The 22935-nt window shown below is 34.0% G+C and carries 24 protein-coding genes; 16 read left to right on the top strand and 8 right to left on the bottom strand.

Annotation, left to right across the window (positions count from 1 at the left end; genetic code table 11):
• Positions 1-3: 3 nt before the first annotated feature.
• The 15 genes from buk (at position 4) to G558_RS0100900 (ending at position 14356) form a co-directional block, all read left to right on the top strand.
• Positions 4-1077, top strand: coding sequence for a butyrate kinase (gene buk, locus G558_RS0100970; RefSeq protein WP_028828481.1), 1074 nt, complete (start codon positions 4-6; stop codon positions 1075-1077).
• Positions 1078-1098: 21 nt separating this feature from the next.
• Positions 1099-1854 carry a hypothetical protein gene (locus G558_RS0100965; RefSeq protein WP_028828480.1) on the top strand — a complete coding sequence of 252 codons (756 nt, stop codon included), beginning with the start codon at positions 1099-1101 and terminating at the stop codon, positions 1852-1854.
• A gap of 54 nt (positions 1855-1908) precedes the next feature.
• On the top strand, positions 1909-2124 hold the full coding sequence (locus G558_RS0100960) for a 4Fe-4S dicluster domain-containing protein (protein ID WP_028828479.1): 216 nt from the start codon (positions 1909-1911) through the stop codon (positions 2122-2124).
• Positions 2125-2131: 7 nt separating this feature from the next.
• The gene (locus tag G558_RS0100955; protein WP_028828478.1) at positions 2132-3187 is read left to right on the top strand and encodes a 3-methyl-2-oxobutanoate dehydrogenase subunit VorB; all 1056 of its coding nucleotides are present in this window, start codon (positions 2132-2134) and stop codon (positions 3185-3187) included.
• Positions 3187-3933, top strand: a complete 747-nt coding sequence (locus G558_RS0100950) for a thiamine pyrophosphate-dependent enzyme (RefSeq protein ID WP_028828477.1) — start codon at positions 3187-3189, stop codon at positions 3931-3933. The genes G558_RS0100955 and G558_RS0100950 overlap by 1 nt, the downstream gene beginning before the upstream one ends.
• Before the next feature lie 2 nt (positions 3934-3935).
• On the top strand, positions 3936-4472 hold the full coding sequence (locus G558_RS0100945; RefSeq protein WP_028828476.1) for a 2-oxoacid:acceptor oxidoreductase family protein: 537 nt from the start codon (positions 3936-3938) through the stop codon (positions 4470-4472).
• Positions 4473-4543: 71 nt separating this feature from the next.
• Positions 4544-5902, top strand: a complete 1359-nt coding sequence (gene glmM, locus G558_RS0100940) for a phosphoglucosamine mutase (RefSeq protein WP_028828475.1) — start codon at positions 4544-4546, stop codon at positions 5900-5902.
• 64 nt (positions 5903-5966) lie between these two features.
• On the top strand, positions 5967-6533 hold the full coding sequence (locus tag G558_RS0100935; protein WP_028828474.1) for a 5-formyltetrahydrofolate cyclo-ligase: 567 nt from the start codon (positions 5967-5969) through the stop codon (positions 6531-6533).
• Positions 6534-6617: 84 nt separating this feature from the next.
• Positions 6618-7001, top strand: a complete 384-nt coding sequence (locus G558_RS12020; protein WP_036931315.1) for a YkvA family protein — start codon at positions 6618-6620, stop codon at positions 6999-7001.
• Between the two features lies 1 nt (position 7002).
• On the top strand, positions 7003-7098 hold the full coding sequence (locus G558_RS13910; protein WP_207636188.1) for a PhzF family phenazine biosynthesis protein: 96 nt from the start codon (positions 7003-7005) through the stop codon (positions 7096-7098).
• A 147-nt stretch (positions 7099-7245) separates the two neighbouring features.
• Positions 7246-9576: a putative bifunctional diguanylate cyclase/phosphodiesterase gene (locus G558_RS0100920; protein ID WP_028828473.1), complete on the top strand. Its 2331-nt coding sequence runs from the start codon at positions 7246-7248 to the stop codon at positions 9574-9576.
• Positions 9515-9922, top strand: coding sequence for a molybdenum cofactor biosynthesis protein MoaE (locus G558_RS0100915; protein ID WP_028828472.1), 408 nt, complete (start codon positions 9515-9517; stop codon positions 9920-9922). Before G558_RS0100920 ends, G558_RS0100915 begins: the two co-directional genes overlap by 62 nt.
• Positions 9922-10977 carry a Gfo/Idh/MocA family oxidoreductase gene (locus G558_RS0100910; protein WP_242825189.1) on the top strand — a complete coding sequence of 352 codons (1056 nt, stop codon included), beginning with the start codon at positions 9922-9924 and terminating at the stop codon, positions 10975-10977. Before G558_RS0100915 ends, G558_RS0100910 begins: the two co-directional genes overlap by 1 nt.
• 57 nt (positions 10978-11034) lie before the next feature.
• A complete protein-coding gene (locus G558_RS12015) occupies positions 11035-13074 on the top strand; it encodes a glycosyltransferase (protein WP_036931309.1) in 2040 nt (679 codons plus the stop codon).
• Entirely contained in the window at positions 13061-14356 is a 1296-nt protein-coding gene (locus G558_RS0100900; RefSeq protein WP_207636187.1) for a glycosyltransferase, read from the top strand. Before G558_RS12015 ends, G558_RS0100900 begins: the two co-directional genes overlap by 14 nt.
• A gap of 124 nt (positions 14357-14480) precedes the next feature.
• Here G558_RS0100900 and G558_RS13570 read toward each other — a convergent pair whose 3' ends face one another.
• The 8 genes from G558_RS13570 to dinD all read right to left on the bottom strand — a co-directional run bounded on the left by G558_RS13570 (position 14481) and on the right by dinD (position 19362).
• A complete protein-coding gene (locus G558_RS13570; protein ID WP_084502769.1) occupies positions 14481-14699 on the bottom strand; it encodes a tyrosine-type recombinase/integrase in 219 nt (72 codons plus the stop codon).
• Between the two features lie 87 nt (positions 14700-14786).
• Positions 14787-14954 (bottom strand): tyrosine-type recombinase/integrase, encoded by a 168-nt coding sequence (locus G558_RS14495; protein WP_408633485.1) that lies wholly within the window; start codon positions 14952-14954, stop codon positions 14787-14789.
• Positions 14955-15134: 180 nt separating this feature from the next.
• Entirely contained in the window at positions 15135-15641 is a 507-nt protein-coding gene (locus tag G558_RS0100885; RefSeq protein WP_028828468.1) for a hypothetical protein, read from the bottom strand.
• A 9-nt stretch (positions 15642-15650) separates the two neighbouring features.
• Positions 15651-16022 carry a helix-turn-helix transcriptional regulator gene (locus G558_RS12010; RefSeq protein WP_051188382.1) on the bottom strand — a complete coding sequence of 124 codons (372 nt, stop codon included), beginning with the start codon at positions 16020-16022 and terminating at the stop codon, positions 15651-15653.
• Positions 16023-16418 carry a hypothetical protein gene (locus tag G558_RS0100875; RefSeq protein ID WP_028828467.1) on the bottom strand — a complete coding sequence of 132 codons (396 nt, stop codon included), beginning with the start codon at positions 16416-16418 and terminating at the stop codon, positions 16023-16025.
• A 160-nt stretch (positions 16419-16578) separates the two neighbouring features.
• Positions 16579-18162, bottom strand: a complete 1584-nt coding sequence (locus tag G558_RS13565; protein ID WP_242825188.1) for a GIY-YIG nuclease family protein — start codon at positions 18160-18162, stop codon at positions 16579-16581.
• A 15-nt stretch (positions 18163-18177) separates the two neighbouring features.
• Positions 18178-18495, bottom strand: a complete 318-nt coding sequence (locus G558_RS0100865) for a hypothetical protein (protein ID WP_028828466.1) — start codon at positions 18493-18495, stop codon at positions 18178-18180.
• A gap of 45 nt (positions 18496-18540) precedes the next feature.
• On the bottom strand, positions 18541-19362 hold the full coding sequence (gene dinD, locus G558_RS0100860; RefSeq protein WP_169337703.1) for a DNA damage-inducible protein D: 822 nt from the start codon (positions 19360-19362) through the stop codon (positions 18541-18543).
• A 399-nt stretch (positions 19363-19761) separates the two neighbouring features.
• Here dinD and G558_RS0100855 point away from each other — a divergent pair, with 399 nt between their 5' ends.
• On the top strand, positions 19762-22935 hold the full coding sequence (locus G558_RS0100855) for a helicase-related protein (RefSeq protein WP_028828464.1): 3174 nt from the start codon (positions 19762-19764) through the stop codon (positions 22933-22935).

Here is a 22935-nt window from a genome sequence, read left to right as displayed (position 1 = left end):
AACATGAAGGAATACAAGATTTTAGCAATAAATCCAGGTTCTACATCTACAAAAATAGCAGTATTTTCAAATGAGAATCTAATAATGGAAAAAACACTTAGACATTCAATTGAGGAAATACAAAAATACGAAAGCGTATTTGCACAGAAGTCATTTAGAAAAGAAGTTATAATAGAGTCTCTTGTGGAGGCCGGAATAAGTCCTCACAGCTTTGATGCTATAGTTGGAAGAGGTGGACTTCTAAAGCCTATGGAAGGCGGAACTTATGAAGTAAATCAGCAGATGATTGAAGATCTTGCAAATGGCGAAAGAGGAGAGCATGCTTCAAATCTTGGTGGAATCATTGCAAAAGAGATAGCTGAAATGGCAGTTGTGCCTGCATTTATAGTAGATCCTGTGGTTGTAGACGAAATGGATGATATTGCCAGAGTTTCTGGAATACCGGAAATAGATAGAATATCAATTTTTCATGCACTTAATCAAAAAGCTGTAGCGAGAAGATTTGCCAAGAGCATAGGAAAAAACTACGAAGATATTAATGTTGTAGTTGCTCATCTGGGCGGGGGAATATCTGTTGGAGCACATAAAAAAGGGAAAGTAGTAGATGTAAACAATGCACTTGACGGAGATGGCGCTTTTTCACCTGAAAGAGCAGGCAGTTTACCATCAGGCCAGTTGATAAATATGTGCTATGATGAAAAATACACCAAAGATTACCTTAAAAAGAGAATAAAAGGTAATGGAGGTCTGGTAGCATATTTAAATACAAATGATGCAAGAGAAGTAGAAGAAATGATAAAAAATGGCAATCAAAAAGCAGCTCTTGTTTATGAAGCGATGGCTTATCAGGTTGCAAAAGATATAGGCTCAAGTGTGGCAGTTCTCAGCTGTGATGTAGATGCAATAATACTGACAGGTGGAATAGCATATTCTGAAATGACGACTGATTGGATAAAAAACAGAGTTAACAAAATGGCTGAAGTAGTAATATATCCAGGAGAAGACGAAATGATAGCACTTGCAGAAGGAGCACTCAGAGTTTTATATAAAGAAGAGGAAGCTAAGGATTATATTTAATAGAGAAACAATGAGGTTATTATGCTTAGAGATGACAAGAGAATCAGAATAATTGTGGGTCATTATGGAAGTGGAAAGACTGAGTTTGCTGTAAATTATGCCATGAGGCTCTCAAAGGAGATAAGTGAATATAATTTTGAAAATTCAAAGTCCCAAAAAGTGGCAATAGCAGATATAGATGTTGTAAATCCGTATTTCAGGTCAAGAGAAAAAGAGGATTTGCTGAGTGAACATAATATAGAATCTTTTTCCAGCATACTCAAAAATAGTAGTCTTGATCTGCCGGCTATAGCTGCAAATATTACAAAACCCATATCTAATATCGATTACGAATATATAATTGATGTTGGGGGAGATGATGTTGGTGCTAAAGTGCTTGGAACCATAAGCAAGGATATAAGTAAATATGAGTATGATATGTTCATGGTTATCAACAAAAACAGAGCATATACAAATACCGCAGAAAAAGTAATAAAGTATATAAGTGATATTGAGAGAACCAGCGGCCTTAAGGTTACCGGACTTGTAAGCAATACTCATATGCTAAGAGAAACAAGCGAGAAAGACATTACAGATGGAATTGAGCTAATAAGAGAAGTAGAAAATATGACAGGAATCCCAATAAGATATATTACTTATTGGGAAAAAAAATCAGATTTGAGGAAAACGATTTCACACAATTTGAAATATTCAAAAAACAATACACAATTAAAACAATATAACCCTGATAACGTTATCATGCCTATTTTCATGATAATGCGTGAGGAGTGGATGTGATTAATTTAGCTTTATGCTATTTTAAATATTTAAAATTAAACAGGAGGAATTACAATGGCAAAGGGTAAAGTAACATTTGATCAAGAGCGTTGCAAAGGATGTGGTCTTTGTGTATCAGTATGTCCAGTTAAGATAATATCTCTTGACAGTGAAGTTATGAACAACAAAGGTTACAATGTTGCGACAGTTAAAGAAGTTGACAAGTGCATCGGATGCGCAAGCTGTGGTCTAATGTGTCCAGATGGTGTAATTACAGTAGAAAGATATTAGGAGGATAATCATGAAAGTACTTATGAAGGGGAATGAGGCAATTGCAAAAGCTGCTATCGAAGCAGGATGTACATTTTTTGCAGGATACCCTATAACCCCACAGAACGAGATACCAGAATATATGTCTAGAGAACTGCCAAAAGCAGGCGGAGTTTTTATTCAGTCGGAATCAGAAATATCAGCTATTAACATGATATATGGAGCTGCAGGTGCGGGCGCCAGAGCTATGACATCTTCTTCATCTCCTGGTATTGCGTTAAAACAAGAAGGTATAACATATATAGCTGGAGCTGAACTTCCAGCAGTGATAGTAAATATGATGAGAGGTGGCCCAGGGCTTGGAAGTATACAACCGTCACAGGCAGATTATCATATGTCAACAAAAGGTGGAGGAAACGGAGACTACAGACATATAGTATACGCACCAGCTTCTATACAAGAAGCAGTAGACATGGTTCAAGAAGCTTTTGATGCAGCTGATTATTACAGAATGCCAGTTCTTGTGGTTGCAGACGGAATGATTGGACAGATGATGGAGCCGGTTGAATTCAGAAAACCTGAGCCAAGAAAACTTGAAGAAAAGACTTGGGCAACAGTTGGTACAGGTGGAAAGAGAAAACCAAATATTGTAAACTCACTTTACCTTGATTCAAATGTACTTGAGCAACACAATATCAGGCTGGCTGCTAAATATAAAGAAATAGAAGAAAATGAAGCAAGATATGAAAACTATCTGGTAGAAGATGCAGATATTGTTGTTGTTGCTTATGGAACAACTTCAAGAATAGCAAGAAATGCCGTTAATCAGCTTAGAAAAGAAGGCGTAAAAGCGGGACTTATAAGACTTAAGACTCTATGGCCATATCCACTGAAAGCTTTTGAAAATCTTAAGGCAAGCAACATGATCTGTGCGGAGATGAGTATGGGACAGATGGTAGATGACGTAAAACTTGCTGTAGAGTGCAAGATACCGGTTCACTTTGTAGGAAGAGCTGGAGGAATAGTTCCAGATCCAATGCAAATCGTAAACAAGGCAAAGGAATTAACAGGGGGTACAAAATAATGACAGTCGTATTTAAAAGAACACAGGGATTAACAGAGGCTACAACTCACTATTGTCCTGGGTGTACACATGGAATTATACACAGACTTGTAGGAGAAGTGCTTGAAGAAATGGAAGTATTAGGATCAGCTGTAGGAGTAGCACCTGTTGGATGTTCAGTGCTTGCTTACAACTATTTTAACTGTGACATGCAAGAAGCAGCGCACGGTAGAGCACCTGCAGTTGGAACAGCTATAAAAAGAGTTCATCCTCAAAACACTGTATTCACATACCAAGGAGACGGAGACCTTGCATCGATTGGTATGGCGGAGATAGTTCATGCGGCAGCAAGAGGAGAAAAAATAACTACTATATTCGTAAATAACGCGATTTACGGAATGACTGGTGGACAGATGGCTCCAACTACACTTATAGGTCAAAAGAGTACAACTTCACAAAGCGGAAGAGATCCTGTAAAAAATGGATTCCCTATAAGAATGTCAGAACTGATAGCTACGCTTGATGGAGCAGTATATGTAGAAAGAGTTACTGTTGATACTCCAGCTAACGTAAGAAAAGCAAAAACTGCAATAAGAAAAGCTTTTGAAGTACAAAAAGCGGGTCTTGGATTCTCAATGGTAGAAGTACTTTCAACTTGTCCTACAAACTGGGGTATGACTGCAGTGGATTCACTTCAATGGCTGAGAGATAATATGATACCATTCTATCCACTTGGAAATTTTAAACAAATAGAGGAGGGGAAATAGATATGGAGAATAAAGTTATATGCGCAGGATTTGGAGGACAAGGAGTTATGTCAATGGGACAGCTGCTTGCTTATGCTGGAATGATTGAAGATAAACATGTATCATGGCTTCCATCATATGGACCAGAAATGCGAGGAGGAACTGCAAACTGTGCAGTTACAGTATCAGATGAAGAAATCAGCTCTCCTGTAATAACAAATGATGCAGATATTGCAATTGTTATGAACCTTCCGTCTCTTACAAAATTCGAAAAAGATGTAAAGCCAGGAGGAAAGATATTTATAAACTCTTCTCTTATAGAAAAAAAAGTTGAAAGAACAGACATACAGGCATACTATATAGATGCCAATAAATTAGCGGCAGATATAGGAAATATAAAAGCTGCAAACCTTGTTATGCTAGGGGCTGTACTAAAAGCAAACCAAATAGTAGATGTGGAGTCGATACTTGAAGCTTTCAAGAAAGTATTTGGACCTTCAAAAGAGAAATTTATACCGCAAAACAGAGAAGCTCTTATAAAAGGTGGAGAAAGCATATAGTAATATAATCAAATATGCATTATAATAGTGTGTATAAATATTATTATATAAGTAAAGGAAATATAAATATCATGAGAAAACATTTTGGAACAGACGGGGTCAGAGGTGTTGCAAATACTGAACTGACGCCAGAACTTGCATTCAAGCTTGGAAGAGCTGGTGCATATGTGCTGCAGAAACACAGTGAAAACAAAGAAGGCAAAACAACTGTTTTTATAGGATCTGATACAAGAATATCAAAAGATATGCTTTCCAGTGCAATAGCAGCTGGAGTAATGAGTGTAGGTGGAGATGCAATAGACATAGGCGTTGCTCCTACACCAGCTATAGCATACCTTACAAAAAAACACAGGGCAGACGCGGGAATCGTAATATCTGCATCACATAACCCTATGGAATATAATGGCATTAAGTTTTTCAACTCAACAGGTCTCAAACTTGATGATTCAATAGAATTAGAAATTGAGAGCTATTTGGATGACATGGATAAGATTGACGCTGTGGTTTCACATGCTAACATTGGCACCAGAGTGTACAGCGAAAACTATGTAAGAGAGTATGAAAATTTTCTTGTTGAAACTTTAAAATCAGACCTAAAAGGACTCAAAGTAACTCTTGACTGTGCCAATGGAGCAAGTTTCAAAGTTGCACCTCATGTTTTTGAAAAACTTGGAGCAGAGGTAGTTTGTATTTCTAATGAACCAAATGGTTTAAATATAAACAAAAACTGTGGATCCACTTATCCTGAAAATCTTTGCAAAGCTGTGGTTGAAAACAAGTCAGACATAGGTCTTGCATATGACGGAGACGCCGACAGACTGATAGCGGTTGACGAAAAGGGTAATGTCATAGATGGGGATAAGATAATGCTCATATGTGCCAAATTTTTGAAAAACAAGGGTAAACTTAAATCCAACAAACTTGTTGTTACGGTTATGAGCAACCTTGGACTTCATATAGCATCTAAAAAAGAAGGCATTGATCTTGAAGTTACAAGTGTAGGAGACAGGTATGTACTCGAAAATATGATTAAAAATGACTACTCACTTGGTGGAGAACAGTCAGGACACATGATATTCATCGATTACAATACTACTGGAGATGGAGTTCTCTCTTCACTTATACTTGCTCAGATTCTCAAAGATTCAGGGAAAACAATGAGCTCGCTTGCAACTATTATGGATATATTTCCACAGGTATTAATAAATGCCAAAGTAAAAAATGAAAATAAAAATGCATATTTGACTGATGAAATAATAAAGAATGAAATATCAAAGCTTGAATCAAAAATGGATGGAAAGGGAAGAGTTCTTATCAGACCGTCTGGAACGGAGCCACTTGTAAGAGTTATGCTCGAAGGAGAAGATAAAGTTCTTATCACAGAAATGGCGAGAGAACTTGCAGACATCATAGAAAAAAAATTAGGCTAACAATAAAAAGAGTTTCACTTACTATAAGTGGGACTCTTTTTTAAAAAACCAAAAAGGAGAGATTATGAATATTTCACAAGAAAAAAACAAAATACGACAGATAATAAAAGAAAGAAAAAAATATATGACCAGCGATGAAATAAGAAAATCTGACTATAACATACAGCAAAACATATTGAATACAGAAGAAATAAAAAATGCAAATACAGTATTTTGCTTCGTTTCAATGAAAGACGAGATTGAAACGAGACCTGTTATCGAAGCTCTTTTGAAGGCAGGAAAGCGAGTAGGAGTACCAAAATGTATTAAAGGAAACAACATTAGGGTATATGAAATAAAAAGCTTTTCAGATTTAAAAAAAGGTTTTTTTGGAATCGAGGAACCACTGGAAACTTGCATTGAAATATCTCCTGAGCAAATAGACGCCGCTATTATACCCTGCACTTCATGCGATAAAAATGGAAACAGGCTTGGAAAAGGTGGGGGATACTATGATCGGTATCTTTCTGATACAAAATTTCATAAGATTGTAATATGCAGGAGTAATCTTATGTTTGATGAAATAGCTGTAGATGAATTTGACGTGGCCATGGACCTAATAGTAAATGAAGAAGAAATTATAAGAAGATAATTGACTAAGATGGTGCACATATATATAATCATATTATAGTAATGTGTTTATTTTAGTTTTGCAAAAAAGTAAGAAAGGTAAATTATGAAAACAAAGGATCGGTTTAGCAAAAAAGGGAAAATGCTCAATTATATAAAAAATCTTAAATATTTGGGTACTTTTCTCAGTTCGAATGAAGTCGGATTTACAAAAAAAGTTGAAGTGATCTTCCTTATTGTAATGATGAGTATATATTTGATATCGCCAATTGATTTGGTTCCAGATTTTATACCTGTCTTTGGTTATATGGAAGATGCACTTGTTGTTTTTTCAATGCTTTCTTATGCAGGGAATATAATTTCAAAATATAAATTTTTAATTAAACCTGAGTCTGAAAAAGTAAAAGGCAGGATAAAAAAAGAAAGAGATGTTATAGACGTCGAATTTACAGAAGTAAAAGAGGATGCAGACAAAAAGGAGGACGAGTAGTATGAAGCAGTATGTAGTTGATGCCTTTACAGACAGGGTTTTTGGAGGAAATCCTGCAGCGGTATGCTTTACTGCACAATGGATGGAGAAAGAGTGAAGCTAAGCGGCAAGGCGGTTCTGTATTCTGAGGCAGAGATTCACATATAAACATAGCAATCATATTGACGAGCTAAGCGTTAAATGGTACAGTTAAAAGTATGTTAATGTATGTTTTTCGCGATCAGACTGGGAGCTGTGACAATTTATGGAAAAAGATATGCTGAAATTCAGTAAAAAAGATTTCAATTACTTTTTTATTCCCTTTATAGTTCTGGCTCTGGTTTTTGGGGCTATGATGTACATAACGGCCAGCAGCCGTATTGAAGAAATCTACAGGATGACTGAGGAATCTACTATCAGCATAGCTGACAGCTATTCAAGGACGCTCGAGGACAACTCAGTCGCTTATGAGACGATAATGGACATGCTCGACCAAAGGATACTGGCTGCGAGCAATGCTGTTCTTCTCATGCAGAATTACGGAAGCGACGAAGAAATAGGAGATCTTGCCGAAAAATTTCAGGTTGATCAGATAAACCTCTATGATGATAAAGGGGTCATAATCTACAGCAATTATGAGGAGTATATAGGGTGGACAGCTTATGAGAGACATCCGGTATATGATTTTATGGTGGGTGACAGAACTTCGCTTGTAGAGGATATACGCCAGGATACCGAAAGCAAGCTGTACTTCAAATTTGGCTATGTAAAAAAGAATGATGGCACTTTTGTGCAGGTCGGAATAATTGCCGAAGATGTTCATGATCTTACGGAGAAATTTGATATCCAGCGGCTTGTAAATGATATTGTCAGAATGGACAATGTCGAAAACGTATACTTTACGGACACGGACTTTATCGTAGCAGCCAGCAGCGATAGTGAAATCATCGGAACCGAAATCAGGGACGAGAAGCTAAGGGAACACTACTCAAAGTCTGATGCCGACTCTGAAAATAGGCTGATTGATGGAAAAAGCGTACTGCATTCATGTGCACCTGTATTTCATGGATCAGAGAAATTTGGGACCCTTTCAATAGTATGGAAATCTGATCTTTTTTATTATGATATAAGAAACATAATAATACAGGGATTTGTCGAATTTTTTCTTATTCTGACCGTGGTAGGTACTATTCTTTACTATGCTTACAGAAAAAATAAGATGAATGTCAGGACTGCCTACTATGACAGGCTTACGGGACTTCCAAACAAAGAATACCTTCAGGAATATCTGGAGGAGATAATAAAAAATCAGAAAAAATCAAAAAAAGCGGTTCTGCTTCTCAACTGTGTGAATTTCAAGACGCTCAACATGACCTATGGATTTGTCTATGGAGATGAAATACTAAGGCAGATTGGCAGAAGGGTAAGAGAAATTACTGATCCGGAGCACATGTTCTTCAGATTCAATGCGGACAGATTCGTGCTTGCAGTAGAGGGATACAGAGATTCAAAAGAGCTTGCCGATATAGCGGAGAATCTGGTAGAGATATTTAAAGAGCCATTTGAAGGAATCACAAAACATGAATATATAGGCCTTGAGATTTCGATATACGAAATAGAGAATCAGGGTATTTCTGCAGACAAGGTGCTAAGAGATGCTTCGCTTGCACTTTCAAATATTGAGCATATCAAAGATGAAAAGATCGTTTTCTACAAAAAATATATGGAAGAGAACCTCAAACGTGAGGATATCATTGAAAAAGCCCTGAGAAAGATCGTATCAGGAGAGGGCGAGGGCATTTTCTATCTTGAGTTCCAGCCAAAGCTTGATATAAAAAAGCAGATAATAACCGGCTTTGAGGCGCTCGCCAGAATGAAGCTTCCTGACACGGGAATGGTTTCGCCTGTTGAGTTTATAGCTACAGCTGAAAGAAAGCTTCTCATATATGATCTTGGGAAACTGATACTCAAAAAATCCTGCGAGTTTCTGAACAGGCTCGATGAAATAGGATTTGACAGTATCGCTGTCGCCGTGAACATATCAGCAATGCAGCTTCTCAGAGATGATTTCGTTGATGATGTAATAAAAACGGTGGACTCAGTCGGAGCGGATCTCAGCCTGCTCGAGTTTGAGATTACGGAGTCAGTGCTCATTGAAAATTTTGAGCTGATAAATCAGAAGCTGGAAGATGTGAAAAATATGGGAATAGCAGTGTCGCTTGACGATTTCGGAACAGGATTCTCATCCTTTGCTAGGCTGAGAGATCTCAACATAGACATAGTAAAGATTGACAAGCAGTTCATAGATAATATATCTGTAAAGAAAGAGAGCAATCTGATATCAGAGGACATCATATCTATGGTGCACAAGGTGGGGCTTGAGGTGGTAGCAGAAGGCGTCGAGACAGATATTCAGATGGAGTATCTGAAAAAGCATGACTGCGACATAATACAGGGGTATCTTGTAAGCAGGCCGCTGCCTGAGGACAGGGCCATTGAATTTCTGGAAAGCAAGAGCGGAGATGGAGGTATATATGAACAAAAACAGCGACAGGCCATCAATAGAAGATTGGCTGAAAGAGGCAAAATCCGCTGAAACTTCTTTGCAAGAAGGAATGTATCTTATTCACAACGGAGTTGTTCGTCAAACCCCAAAAGCCAGAGTAAGACAGGGCATAGATGATGGAACTGTAGTTACAGGTATGGAATTCAGCTATGAATCGCAAAAAATCGAGGCAGCAATTGCCGAGACATATCGCATGAAGGGAATCTTTCATGTCAGAGTATGGCTCAACGAAGGAACACTGAATGTTGGAGATGACATAATGTATATACTGATTGGTGGGGACATAAGGCCTCACGTTATAGATGCACTTCAGTTTCTGGTTGAAAGAATAAAGACACAGTGCGTGACAGAAATAGAAAAGAAAGAGGGACTGTGATGAAAAAGCTCAAGGTGGGTCTTATAGGATATGGAGTTGGCGGTCGAGTTTTTCATGAACCAATTATAAGCAGTGTTGATGGATTTGAACTTCATAAAATTTTTAGCAGAAGTGGATCTAGTAATGATTTGCTCATTGGAAAATATGATAAAAGTATAATCGCAGATAAAATTGAAGATATATTTTTAGATTCTGAAATTGATTTGGTTGTTATTGCATTACCCAATTATTTGCATTTTGATATGGCAAAAAAAGCCCTGGAAAATTACAAACATGTTTTAGTTGAAAAGCCCTTTACAGTTACCCCTGAAGAAGCTAACCAGCTTATAGCCTTGTCACAAAAAATGGGGAGAGTGATATCTGTAAATCATAACAGAAGATACGACAGTGACTTTAGAACTGTAAAAAAAATACTTGATGCCGGATTTTTGGGAAATATAGTGGAGTATGAAGCCCATTTTGACAGATTCAGAAGCGAAGTAATGTCAAATTCATGGAAAGAGGACATTGAGCCTGGATCAGGAATACTTTACGACCTGGGATCTCATCTTATTGATCAGGTGCAGCAATTGTTTGGTCTGCCTGAAGAAATATTTGCATGCCTTGATACTCAAAGAGAAAATGCAAAAACAATCGATAATTTTGATATTTTGCTAAAATACAAAACATTCACAGCCAGGCTGAAAGCGGGAATGTTAGTACGGGAGCAAGGCCCAAGGTATATGATCCATGGAAGCAAAGGTTCTTTTGTAAAATATGGAATGGACGTTCAGGAATCCTCCTTAAAAACTGGAGAACTTCCTCTAGACAAATCGGAATGGGGAAAAGAGCCTGAGGCAATCTGGGGAACTCTGAATACTGATATAAATGACATCCATGTCTGCGGGAAGGTTGAAAGTGAACAAGGAGATTATACTATAGTGTACAAAAATCTGTATGATGCCATATGTGGAAATGACAAACTCAAAATCACTCCGCAGCAAGCCCGAAATACAATAAGAATAATTGAACTGGCTCAAAAAAGCAGTGAACTTAAGGCTTGGGTATCTTTGTAGCTGAATATTGAGCATCCTACTTGCAAGTTTTTGTTTTAATTAGGAAGGTGAGAGACAATGAATGAATTTATTGAGTTCAGAAATCATATTTATGATTCCGAAAGTCACTATATTTACCCACTCTTATTTTTAGATAATTATATAAATAAAAACAAAACTATAAATTCAAAAGAAAGTATATTAATAAAGCGGATCCAAACTATAAAACAAATAGAGCGCAAAAATACCCTATCAGAAAAAGACATACATGAATTATGTTTATTTTTGGGGGATAATCCGTATATAGACAGATTTATAGTAGATACCATTTTAAAATTTTTTGATAGTTATACAAAGAAGATATTTGAAAAAAAAATAAAAGACATAATTTCAGAAAAAGAATGTAACAGTCAAAAGCTGTATCATGTTTTAGACCTTTGTATTGAATGTGATATGGATCTTTTGGATGACAGTGATATATTATTTATGCTCCAAAAATACAAACTGGATTTAGATATAATGTCCATTTTAATGGATTATATAGATAGTTTCAAAAGAGATGGATTTAAAGATTACATATATAAATTATTAACGCGCCCATATCCTGATAATATAAAAATACAGATGCTAAACTTATTAGTAAATTTGTATACAATTGATAGAATTGATGAGATTTTTGTAAAGACCAATATAAGATGTGAAAAAAACAAACTATTTTGTGACAGTTATATTAATTCTCTAAATACGAAATTCAAATTTAAAAAGCAAGGAATTTCAATTCTACAGTCAATGTTCTATGGAGATTTTGAAGATAGCGGTAAGGGGAACAATGGAGGGCTGGCGGTATTATTAAAAGATTTAGGAGATGAGATATCAAAAGACAGTAGAGTATCTTTTGTATTTACTATAACTATAACTGAAAAATCAAACAAAGCATTTATAAGTTATTATGGAGAAAAACATATATTTATAAGATTACCAATATATTTAGATCAATCTATATCAGATCCGTTTATAAAAAGGGAATTATTTATAAAAAGATATGTGGGTAAGTTTCTAAAAAAAGCAGATATAGATCCGCATATTTTTCACATAAGATATCTGGACAATGCTTCTAAAGCTATAGCTGATTTAAGCAAAGAGTTGAATAAAAAACTTGTGTTCACTTTAACTCCAGATCCACACAGAAACATGTTTGACGGAGCTGGCAATTTAAAAGAAATGAGATTTAAAGAGCTTATTGAGAAGTTAAATAAGATAAAAATAGGTGATGAATTAATATGCAAAAGTGATGGAATAGTAGGTATAGGTGATACGGACATAAAAAAAGAACTTGAAATATATTTTCCACAATTTAAGGATGAAAATATAAAAAGAAAAATAAAAATGATAGGTGAAGGAATACAGATAGATAAATCGATTAATTATGACGATACAGATATAGACTTAAACGAGCTTATGGAACTAAGTGAAATAAATACAGGTTTTTTTGAAAGACCGATAATATTAAATGTAGGTAGACTATCTATTCAAAAAGGACAGATTGAACTTTTAAAAGCGTGGTCAAATTCCAGGCTATCGGGAACTCATAATCTTTTAATGATAGGGGGAGATTTAGAAAAACCAAATGAAGAGGAGGCCGTAATTATTAATTTTTTTAAGGATTACTTGGAAAAGTATCCTGAATTAAAAGGCAGTTTTTTTCATAAAGGCGCCATGTCAAATGAAAAAATAAGACTTCTTGAAAAAGTTATTATTCAGAAAGATTTCGACCTTCCTCATATTTATCTATGTTCAAGTATAAAAGAAGAGTTTGGTATAGCAATTTTGGAAGCTATGTCCAAAGGATTCCTGACAATAGGCCCTATAAAAGGTGGAGTTAAAACTTATATAAAAAATGGGAAAAATGGATTTTTAATTGATACAAGTAATTGGGAAACTATCGCAAACGGTTCAGAAGAATATATTTATGATTCTAAAATTGACAAAGATAAATTTAAAAAAATTCAAGCTCAAGGAAGAAAAACGGTAGATGAAAATTTTTCCATGAAAAGAATTTCAAATGAGTTCTTATCATTCTATTTGTCGTTAAAAGGAGCTGAAGATGATAAAATATAAACATATATTTTTTGTAAGTCCGCCGTTTTATTCGCATTTCAACCCTTTGCTAGTTCTGGCAAAGAGCTTTAAAAAATATGGGTCAGAAGTGACATTTGCTTGCAGTATTGAATTTAAGGAAATAATTTTAAAAGAAAATTTGAATTTTTATGAAATAGATATTAGTACAAACAAAAATATTGGCAAGACTGAAAATACAATACAAGCAGATACAGAAAATATAAGATTAGAAGAATTCTTTGAGTCGACAAAAAAAGGTGCAGTAGAAACCCTTATAACCCAGTCACGTCACAGAATCGCGGATATGCTGTACAATCCATATGAGCTTATAGACAAAATAAAGAAGGCAGATGATTTATTACATGCAGATATGTACGTTGTAGATATATTATCTTATTCTGTAACTCTTAGCTTGTATTTTCTGGGTTTGCCTTTTATAACGTTCTGCCCTCCCCATCCAAATACCATTCCAGCAGAAGGGTCATATTTCAATGTGCCAAAAAACTGGCCGCTAGCTATAACTATTAAAGAAGAAGATTTGGAAAGATTAAAACAAGTCTCAACCCAAACACAAACAGAATTTACAGATGTTTTTAACAGTATTATAACTAAAAATAATTCTATCAAAAAAATCAGTAATGCTTTTAGTCTAGTCTCAGAGATAGCCATTATATACAACTATTTTGATTTTTATAATATTGAAGATAAGCCGCAAAAAATATTTATGGGGAATTCATTTGTAAAAACCCAACTGGATGAAAAATGGCTGAAAAAAATAAACACAAGCGAAAAGAAAATAATGATAAGTTTAGGAACATTTTTGTCTAATAGAAAAGATGTTCTTGAAAAACTCATCATATCTGTCAGAGAAATTTATCCTGAAGCTTTATTGATAGTCTCTGCAGGTAATAATGCTCCGGAATTAAAAAAATACAGTTCACTAAATACAATAGTAGAAGACTTTATACCTCAAATAGCACTTATGCCCTATGTAGACACAGTTGTATTTCATGGCGGATGCAATACTTTGACAGAAGCTATGTATTATGGCAAAGAGATGATAATACTGCCATTTTCAAGTGATCAGTTTAATATAGCATATGATGTAGAAAAAAATAAATTGGGGAAGGTAATAGATCCAAACAATTTCAGCAAAGAAGATTTATTAAAGGCATTTAATCATATAGAAGAGGATACCAAGCTTAGTTTAAGATATTGGAGCAGCATATCCAAAGTAAGAGGAGCAGATTATGCAGCGAAAAAGATATTAAATATAGAATGAAACGTGACTAGCCATACTTTGATTCTGTTACAGATTGAATGCATATCCATTTTTGCAAACAAAAAAGACTGGCATATAACCAGTCTGTACTGTAGATATTTAGAGTGGTTACGATAGATTTATGTCATAGCATCTGGCTGACTACTTTAGGCATTAAATCTTTTTCCAGCATCCGAGTTGCGAAGGTATGCCTCAGAGCATGCAGGTTTATATATTCTATTCCAGCTGCATTACATACCAACATAAATCGCCTTCTGAGATTAGCTGTAGTTCTGAAATTAAAAGTTGAAGAAGGAAAAACAAGATTTAAATGATCTTCATCATCTTGTCGATCAAAGCCAATTCTCTTATCGAACTTTCGGTTTTTGGGTAACCTTTAAATTCCGGATTTCCCGAAACTTCTATCATTATATTTTGAATTTTGATTGATCTATAATTCAATTAGGCTATAATGTCCAAAATGTGGGATTATATTCAAACGAAAAAGGCGTTCATATAAACTGTAGGAAGTATGGGGAAGAGAAGGTTTCGCCACTGTTTTCATATAAATGTTAATCCATTCTTCTACTGTATATGAATTAGCTTTGCCCACATCCATTACACCCATATCATGTGTTATTTGTCGATGTTTATCAGAAATTTCCATTTTAGATTTACCTGAAACGGATTTTCTTTTGTATTTTCTATTTTCATCTACACCGATAGTTATCTGACCGTACCATATATTACTACCCTAATTTTTTGTATATAAAAGAGGTCAGGGCCTCTAAATAAACTCTTACTTCTTCTTAGATTTTTCTTTTTCATTTTCTTGTATGAATTGTACAATGTTAATCATAGGGAGACTGAAATTTCCAGAAATACCAATTGTAGATGTTATCGCTAGAAGGTGAACTCTTACAAATTGAGAAAGATAAATTAAACCGTTTTGAACTAACATACGGTCAAACATATCATTATCTAATACGTTTGCATTTCCTGCGAATGTCCCTGTTGATATTATCTCAATAAAAGGTATTATATTTTTAAAACTGGGGTTTTTATATTTCTGATTTGATAGTTCGTACAATTTAAGGAAGAACTTTATTTCTCCTGTGTAAAAATCAACAGATTCTTCGTCGTATTCCAGATGTTCTAATTTTGAATTGATTACTTCGTAGTCAATAGCATAATCGTAACTGGTGGGATTATCAATATCAATTTCACTACTAAAATCCATTTTAGAATGTATTATTTTTGATTTTATATTTTGGAAATCAGCTATTATATTATTTATACTGTTCATAAATTCTCCTTATGCTGCGATTGCTCTTTGATTATCCTGGTTACTGCTATTGGGCGCTACGTCAGATTCTTTTTTATTTACAAACCTTGTTAGCACAGATTTTGTTGCGCTCTCAACTTTAGTGACACTAATATCTAGTTTAAGATTCAATTTTTTACATATTTGAAACAGTGTTTTAACACTTGGGTTGTATTCAAGACTCTCAAGTTTCGAAACCATAGGTTGGGAAATACCTAAGTGTCTTGCAAAATCTTTTTGATTCATATCAAGTGCATATCTTTCTTTAATTATGGCTATTGAGATATCAGAAAGAAGCTTGTCGAGCTCTAATTCTTCTTTTGATATTCCTTCAAATAGCCAAGTCATATCCATAGTTTTCATTTATTTTCCTCCTTGCAGTCTTTCAACGATACCCTCTGATTTTTTTATAGCGATTTTGTAATCACTTTTGTTCTTTTCTGAGAAAGCATGAATTAAGACTTTTCTACCATCATCTTCCATAAATATGAAAATGATTCGTAAATTTAACTGCTTTAAAAATCTGATACAGTAAAGATCATGTTTTGTATCCTTGAGTTTTTCGAAATGCTTATTCCTTATAAGTTCCTGCAATGACATTTTCCCAAGCATGTCATAATACTTACGAATTCCGAGTGCGATTTCCTTTTGTTTTCCGCTTTTTTTGACAATAGACATCAATTCGGAATTGAAATCCCTATACCCATATATTTCGGATTCGCCAGGATACTCTATTTTTTGAATTAGATTATCATTCATTTAATACCCTCTTTTAATGAAATATAACCTATAGGTTATATTTCTATTATATATTTTAATTGCAAAAATGTAAATAGGGACTTTTGGAGTCCAGTTGGAGTTCTTAAAATTTACCCCTTTTTTTAAATGCCCTTATTTAATTCCTAAATACAAAGACTCTTTATATTACATCTTCAAGTTCATCTTCATAGTTCTCGTCATAGTTCTCATCATTTTCATAATCAGACTCGTCAATTTCATCGGATGAAGTAGGGAAGAGTCCGTTTTCAATTATGTCGCAGCTTTGTCTAAATTCTTCAGCAAGCATTGTTTTATTAAATTCTGCGCTTATATCAATTTCATTAACGAGAGCTTCAAGTTCATCAATAGATGTTCTAAAAAATTCTTTTCTAAGGTTAATCATATTAACTCGTTTGTCATTCAGCCTCTGGTGGAGCGTTTGTTCTAAATTTACAGCATCATTTGAGAATATAAGGCTATGAACATCAAATGAGAATGGCACACTTGCGCTGCTTAACTCTTTTATTCTATCCATAGGTTCAAGTCTTCTTGTCATACCTACTTTGAAGACGTTTTCTCCGAAAGCGCCCATATTAGAAATTACGTAAACGCTTCCAGCTTTTCCGTTTTGAAGGTTTACAATTTCTGATTTTTTGCTTTCAATATCTTGAATCTGACTTTCAAGTTCTTTTATTCTAGCATTAAGTTGTTCCTGTTTTTCGGAATCAGCAGAAGCCAATTGATCTTTTATCTTATCGATTTCATTAACATATTTAGATTCTTCTTTATCAAGCTGTTCTTGTTGTCTTTTTAATTCTTTTCTTTCTTCGGCTTCTTGTCTAAGTTGCTCTCTGATAGCCTGTTGTTCTAATTTAGCTTGTTCTTTTTTTACATAATATTCATACTCGATATGTACAGCATTGAAGAATAAGTATTCGAGCTCTCCTATAAATTTAACTAAAGTAGGAGCTATACTCTGATTTCCGTCAGAAGCTATTTGTAAATATTTTTTAGATATTTCAGAAACATGACCTAGTGCAACAGAAAGTTTATCATATTTTAAGCTATATAGAATATTTTGTAATTCAGCTCTGAGTGCTATAACCATCAATTTATAAATTGTAGCATTAGCCTTTGTTGTATATCGTTGTGCATATTTTGTTAATACTTCATCTATCAATTTGTTATTATCATTAAAAGATTTTCTCAGTGATTTGATATCCATACAATTCAACTTAAGTACCACAGATGGAGATAGTTGTTCAGCCTCATCTAAAACAGTATTGGGTAATCTAAGTTTGTCAAAAGAAAAATCAGATACCGTATAATTATTTATTGCAGAATCCATACTTCTATATATCTCTTTTATTTTTCTTAATTTATTTTCTTGAGTTATACAGGATTTAGTATATTTTTCATAATCATTTTTCAATCTAATGACTTCATCTGAGTAAAAACTTTTATTTTTAGATATTTCTACAATTTCTTTGCCAGCATGAGCTTTTGCTTCATCTACAATTTTTTGCCACTCGGAATCCTTATTTGCTATAAGCTTTTCTATGGAAGAAAGTTCATCTTTCTTCTGTTGTTCCATTTTGGTCCATTCTTCGTTTTTCCTCTTTTCCAGAGCTGTTAATTCAGCTTTTTTTGAGGTAACCAGATTAACAAAATCTTTTTCCTTTTTCTTGTAGCTGTGAAGATTTAGTGATAAAAAAACAACTATCCCGAACAAAATAAATGCCATATGTATTTCCCCCTTTTAAAATAAATATAAAATCAACATCAAATATTCAAAAGGTATACGCGTGATTTTGTGCACATCCATTATAGCCATGTCCTCAAAATTATCATCATAACCTTGTAAAATCAAATACGCAGCGAATCTGTTTGCCTGGTTCTCAAATTTACTGGGCAAATAAAAAGTTGAATTCAAAAAAATTCTATTGTACTCAGAATGTAAAACAGCATTTCCAAGATTTTCATAAACTAAATTAATATTTCTTTTTTTGCATATCTCGAACGGATCATAAGTATTATATTTTTTTATTAACTTATCAACAAACTTTTCTTTATTCAAACAAGCACCCCTTATGGGAGTATTTGATACTGTTGTGCCAACTGTTTATTTAGGAAGTTTCTTTTTGTTTTTCTCCCTTTCAATCTGCTTAATACTCTTGTCTGGAGTAGGCAGATCTTCTGGCATAGTACCTCCAAGTTCCTCAATTGTTTGTCTAACCTTTTTACCAACTTCAAAATGGGCTTTGTTAGCATTATCCTTGCCTTGTATACCTTCTCTTCTTAGCTTTGCTTCAGCTTGAGTGGCACGAAACAAGTTAGCGGCAAGTTCTTCGCTGCTCATATGGTCCAGAATTTTTTGTGAAGACTTTAGTCCTTTTCTATCATGTATATCTTTTGCTCCTAGACCACCGTAAAGTCCTTGATAGCCTTTATTTTGAAAAATAGCATATTCCTGTTTAGTGTCAACGCCGGCATCTTTCGCTGCATCAACAAGTGACTTATTATGCTCAGTTAAATCTCCCCTGATGGCAAGTCTTCGTTGCTCTTCCGTTAACATTGCATCTGATTCAGCTAATTCCTGTTGCCTTGTTTTTACAGCAAAATATGTTTGGCCAAGGGCTATAACTTCCTTCCTTGGATCTCCATTTTGGACTATAAGGTAACAGGCATACCTGGAAAGCATATAATCATCTATTTCTTTTGATGCACCTTTAGGCATACTTATCGTTTTGCCAACGTTGGCAAAATGTTCATCAACAGTATTGCCAGAGCTTTCGCATGCTATCATTGCTTTTTCTATTACAGAAAAGAAACGTCTCCATTGTTTATATTCCAGCGTCTCTTGTAACTCTCTGGCATACCAAAATTCAATTCCTTCTTCTGTGAAATGTTTGATATTTTCAAATGTGATTTCATTGTAAGTCATATGTACCTCCGTAATTATTTTCTGTGCTTCTTAGGTGTATATTTCTTATTCATCATTTTAAAGACTGAACTTATCTGCCAGTTCTTGTTGTTTTAGTTGTTTTCATAACCTTAATAATATATATAATACAATGTAACAAACGTTTACGCAATTAAAGAAATAAAAAGTTGATTTATTTTACAAAAATCATCGACAATTTATAAGCTAGTATGCCTGATTTTGTATCCTGTTGTACATATAAATATACGATACCGTCATTAGAATTACAAAAGTGAGAATACTATGGCCAAAAATAATCATACAGTCTATTTACAGAAGATTTTATAAGCAGGAAAGGTGTTAAAACGATATTTATAATGTATAATAGAATTATATTTATTTTACAAGGGGGATTAATTAATGACACACAATGACTTGACTTTTTTTACAAATGAACCGGACCGAAACCTATATGAACGATTTGGAAATATATTAAAAAGCAATACACAATATTTTGACGTTTTAGTGGGATATTTTAGAACCAGTGGCTTTTTCAGAATGTATCCAGCAATGGAAAAACTTGATAAGATACGAATATTAGTAGGGTTAAATGTTGACAACAGGACTGTTGAGATAATTAAACAAGCGGAGCAAGAGTTTGTTGCCAAATCTTTATCACAAAAAGAAGCAAAAGAAGCATATTCTGAAAGTATCGAAAAAGAATTTACTTCATCAGATGATACAATGGATGTTGAAAAAGGTGTGAGGACTTTTATTGAATGGCTTAACAATGGAAAACTTGAAGTGAAAATGTATACAGAATCGCCAATACATGCAAAAGTGTACATAATGAGAAAGAACATGGCTCTGATTCCTGATATGTATGGAAGTGTAATCACTGGTTCAAGTAATTTTTCAGAAGCGGGGTTGAAGAATAATTTAGAATTCAATGTTGAATTAAAAGATAGCAGAGACGTGGATTTTGCGCTTGAAAAGTTTGAGGAACTATGGATAAAAGGTGTAGATATTAAAGAATCATACATAGAAACTATAGAAGGGAAGACTTGGTTAAAGAGTGATATAACTCCATATGAGTTATATTTAAAAACTATTTATGAATATTTTAAAGAGGAAATAAATTCCGATAAAAATGCTGCGATAGAAAAACTCCTCCCTGATGGGTATATGCGACTTCAGTATCAGCTTGATGCAGTAACTCAGGCAAAAAAAGTACTAGATAGTTATGGTGGAGTCTTTATTTCGGATGTTGTCGGTTTGGGAAAAACATATATATCAGCTTTATTAGCAAAAAGTCTCAAAAAAGGACATAATAAACTCGTGATTTGTCCACCGGTTTTAGTTGATTACTGGGAAGAAGTCATGAAGGAATTTGATGTTATTGCAGATGTCGTGTCTCTTGGAAAACTTGAGAGAATCGCTGACAATCCTAAAAAGCTTGAAAGATATGATTATATATTTATAGATGAAGTTCATAGATTTAGAAACAGTGACACCGGAGCATATGGGCATCTGCATCAAATATGTAAAGATAAAAAAGTTATATTAATCTCGGCTACTCCAATAAATAATTACTCAAGTGATATAGAAAATCAAATATATCTTTTTCAGCAAAAGCATAACAGTACGATTATTCCAAATGTAAAAAATTTAGAATCATTTTTTGCAAAAATGAATACTGAATTGAACAAACAAAAGAAGGGAACAGCAGAATATAAAGCTGTACTTAAAAGAAATTCTGAGAATATCAGAGATCAAGTTCTTAGAAACGTCATGATAAGGCGCACTAGAAAAGAAATTATTGAATATTATGCTGATGATTTAAAAAATCAAGGCTTGAAATTTCCAAAGCTTGGAGCACCAGAGAAGATAATATACACATTTGATAAAGCCGTAGATGACGTTTTCAGTGAGACGATAGCTGCAATAAAGACTTTAAGATATGCAAGATATACACCTTTACTTTATCTTAAAGATAATAAAAAATACGCATCAATCTTAGTTTCTCAGCAGAATATGAGTGGATTCATGAAAGCGATACTTGTAAAGAGACTCGAAAGCAGTTTTCATGCTTTTAGGATGACTCTATCCAGATTTATTCTATCGTATGAAAAATTTATAAAAATGGTTAAAACTGGAGATGTATACGTCAGTAAAAAAATTAATGTATATGACCTGTTGGATAATGGAGATGATGCAAAATTAATGAGATTGGTTGATGAAGAAAAAATATATCATTTTAAATCTGAAGCTCTAAAACCTACATTTTTGCCAGCGCTTGAATATGACTTAGCTATCTTGAATCAGTTAAAAGAACATTGGGATGAAATTAAAGAAGATCCAAAGCTGGATGAATTTGTAAAACAACTTCAGACTGATGAGATATTGAAAAGTGCAAAAATAATTGTGTTTACAGAATCTAAAGAAACAGCGAAATATCTAAAAGAAAATCTTGAGAATATTTATGGCAGCAGATTAACTTATTTCAGTGGTGAAAGTAGTGAATACCATAAGATGGATGTTGAATATAGTTTCAATCCAAAATATGAGGACCTAAATAAAGATAAATATGATATTCTTATAACTACAGATGTGTTAGCAGAAGGAATAAACCTTCATAGGGCAAATGTTTTAATAAACTATGATTTGCCATGGAACCCGACAAAGATAATGCAAAGAGGCGGACGCATAAACAGAGTTGGTAGTAAACACGAGAATATTTATATTTATAATTTTTTCCCAACTTCACAGACAGATATTCAACTACCAATAAAAGACAGGATAATATCTAAATTACAGTTGTTTCACGATACTCTCGGAGAAGATTTCAAATATCTCTCAGATGATGAAGAAGTGAGTTCCCATAAGCTGTATGAAGAACTGACGAAAAATTTGGATGAAGATACCGAAAGTATTAATCCGGAACTTGCATTTCTTGCGGAAATAAGAAGAGTAAGAGATAATGAACCGGAATTATTTGAAAAGATAAAGAAGCTGCCATTGAAAGCTAAAACAGCCAAAAAACTCTCTGGAATAAATGCCGATGGAACAATTACATTCATAAGAAAAGGTGCATTAAAAAAATTTTTTATAACAACAGATAGTACAAAAGAAATATCTTTTATTTCAGCAGCAAATTATATTAAATCTGATAGAGCTGAAAAACGTTACTCTGTTGAACGTAATTATTTTGATCATCTTGAAAAAAATAAAAATGCATTCGATGATGCACTTTCGCAGGAAATTGAAATCGTAGCCGATAAATCAGGTGTAAGAGGAAACGATTCAAAAATAATAAAATATCTTAAAGCACTTCAAAAAAGCAAAATACTAACAGATGTAGAAGATTCATATATTGTAAGGATGCTTGGTCTCTGGGAAAATGGTGAAATCCCAAGCGGAATAAGCAAGCAGATAATAAAAGACCTCAAGAATGTCGAAGATGAAGCAGAAGTTTACAATGTTATAATGAATGGGGTACCTTCTGCATATTTTGCAGAAACAAGACAAAGTACAAAAAAATCAAGAGAAGAAAAGCAAATTATCCTTTCAATGTATTTAAAAAGCGAGGTTTAA

The organism is Proteocatella sphenisci DSM 23131, from assembly GCF_000423525.1.
Classification (GTDB): domain Bacteria; phylum Bacillota; class Clostridia; order Peptostreptococcales; family Filifactoraceae; genus Proteocatella; species Proteocatella sphenisci.
This window is presented reverse-complemented; position numbering and strand designations above follow the sequence as displayed.

Bases quoted from the DNA above. Each gene is read 5' to 3' on its own strand.
- G558_RS0100875 (WP_028828467.1), bottom strand. From the start codon at position 16,418: ATGAATGATAATCTAATTCAAAAAATAGAGTATCCTGGCGAATCCGAA.
- G558_RS0100945 (WP_028828476.1), top strand. From the start codon at position 3,936: ATGGAGAATAAAGTTATATGCGCAGGATTTGGAGGACAAGGAGTTATG.
- G558_RS0100915 (WP_028828472.1), top strand. From the start codon at position 9,515: ATGAACAAAAACAGCGACAGGCCATCAATAGAAGATTGGCTGAAAGAG.
- G558_RS0100965 (WP_028828480.1), top strand. From the start codon at position 1,099: ATGCTTAGAGATGACAAGAGAATCAGAATAATTGTGGGTCATTATGGA.
- glmM (WP_028828475.1), top strand. From the start codon at position 4,544: ATGAGAAAACATTTTGGAACAGACGGGGTCAGAGGTGTTGCAAATACT.
- G558_RS0100855 (WP_028828464.1), top strand. From the start codon at position 19,762: ATGACACACAATGACTTGACTTTTTTTACAAATGAACCGGACCGAAAC.
- G558_RS0100935 (WP_028828474.1), top strand. From the start codon at position 5,967: ATGAATATTTCACAAGAAAAAAACAAAATACGACAGATAATAAAAGAA.
- G558_RS0100910 (WP_242825189.1), top strand. From the start codon at position 9,922: ATGAAAAAGCTCAAGGTGGGTCTTATAGGATATGGAGTTGGCGGTCGA.
- G558_RS0100950 (WP_028828477.1), top strand. From the start codon at position 3,187: ATGACAGTCGTATTTAAAAGAACACAGGGATTAACAGAGGCTACAACT.
- G558_RS13910 (WP_207636188.1), top strand. From the start codon at position 7,003: ATGAAGCAGTATGTAGTTGATGCCTTTACAGACAGGGTTTTTGGAGGA.
- G558_RS12015 (WP_036931309.1), top strand. From the start codon at position 11,035: ATGAATGAATTTATTGAGTTCAGAAATCATATTTATGATTCCGAAAGT.
- buk (WP_028828481.1), top strand. From the start codon at position 4: ATGAAGGAATACAAGATTTTAGCAATAAATCCAGGTTCTACATCTACA.
- G558_RS12010 (WP_051188382.1), bottom strand. From the start codon at position 16,022: ATGAAAACTATGGATATGACTTGGCTATTTGAAGGAATATCAAAAGAA.
- G558_RS13565 (WP_242825188.1), bottom strand. From the start codon at position 18,162: ATGGCATTTATTTTGTTCGGGATAGTTGTTTTTTTATCACTAAATCTT.
- G558_RS0100920 (WP_028828473.1), top strand. From the start codon at position 7,246: ATGGAAAAAGATATGCTGAAATTCAGTAAAAAAGATTTCAATTACTTT.
- G558_RS0100885 (WP_028828468.1), bottom strand. From the start codon at position 15,641: ATGAACAGTATAAATAATATAATAGCTGATTTCCAAAATATAAAATCA.
- G558_RS14495 (WP_408633485.1), bottom strand. From the start codon at position 14,954: ATGGATGTGGGCAAAGCTAATTCATATACAGTAGAAGAATGGATTAAC.
- G558_RS0100960 (WP_028828479.1), top strand. From the start codon at position 1,909: ATGGCAAAGGGTAAAGTAACATTTGATCAAGAGCGTTGCAAAGGATGT.
- dinD (WP_169337703.1), bottom strand. From the start codon at position 19,362: ATGACTTACAATGAAATCACATTTGAAAATATCAAACATTTCACAGAA.
- G558_RS12020 (WP_036931315.1), top strand. From the start codon at position 6,618: ATGAAAACAAAGGATCGGTTTAGCAAAAAAGGGAAAATGCTCAATTAT.
- G558_RS0100900 (WP_207636187.1), top strand. From the start codon at position 13,061: ATGATAAAATATAAACATATATTTTTTGTAAGTCCGCCGTTTTATTCG.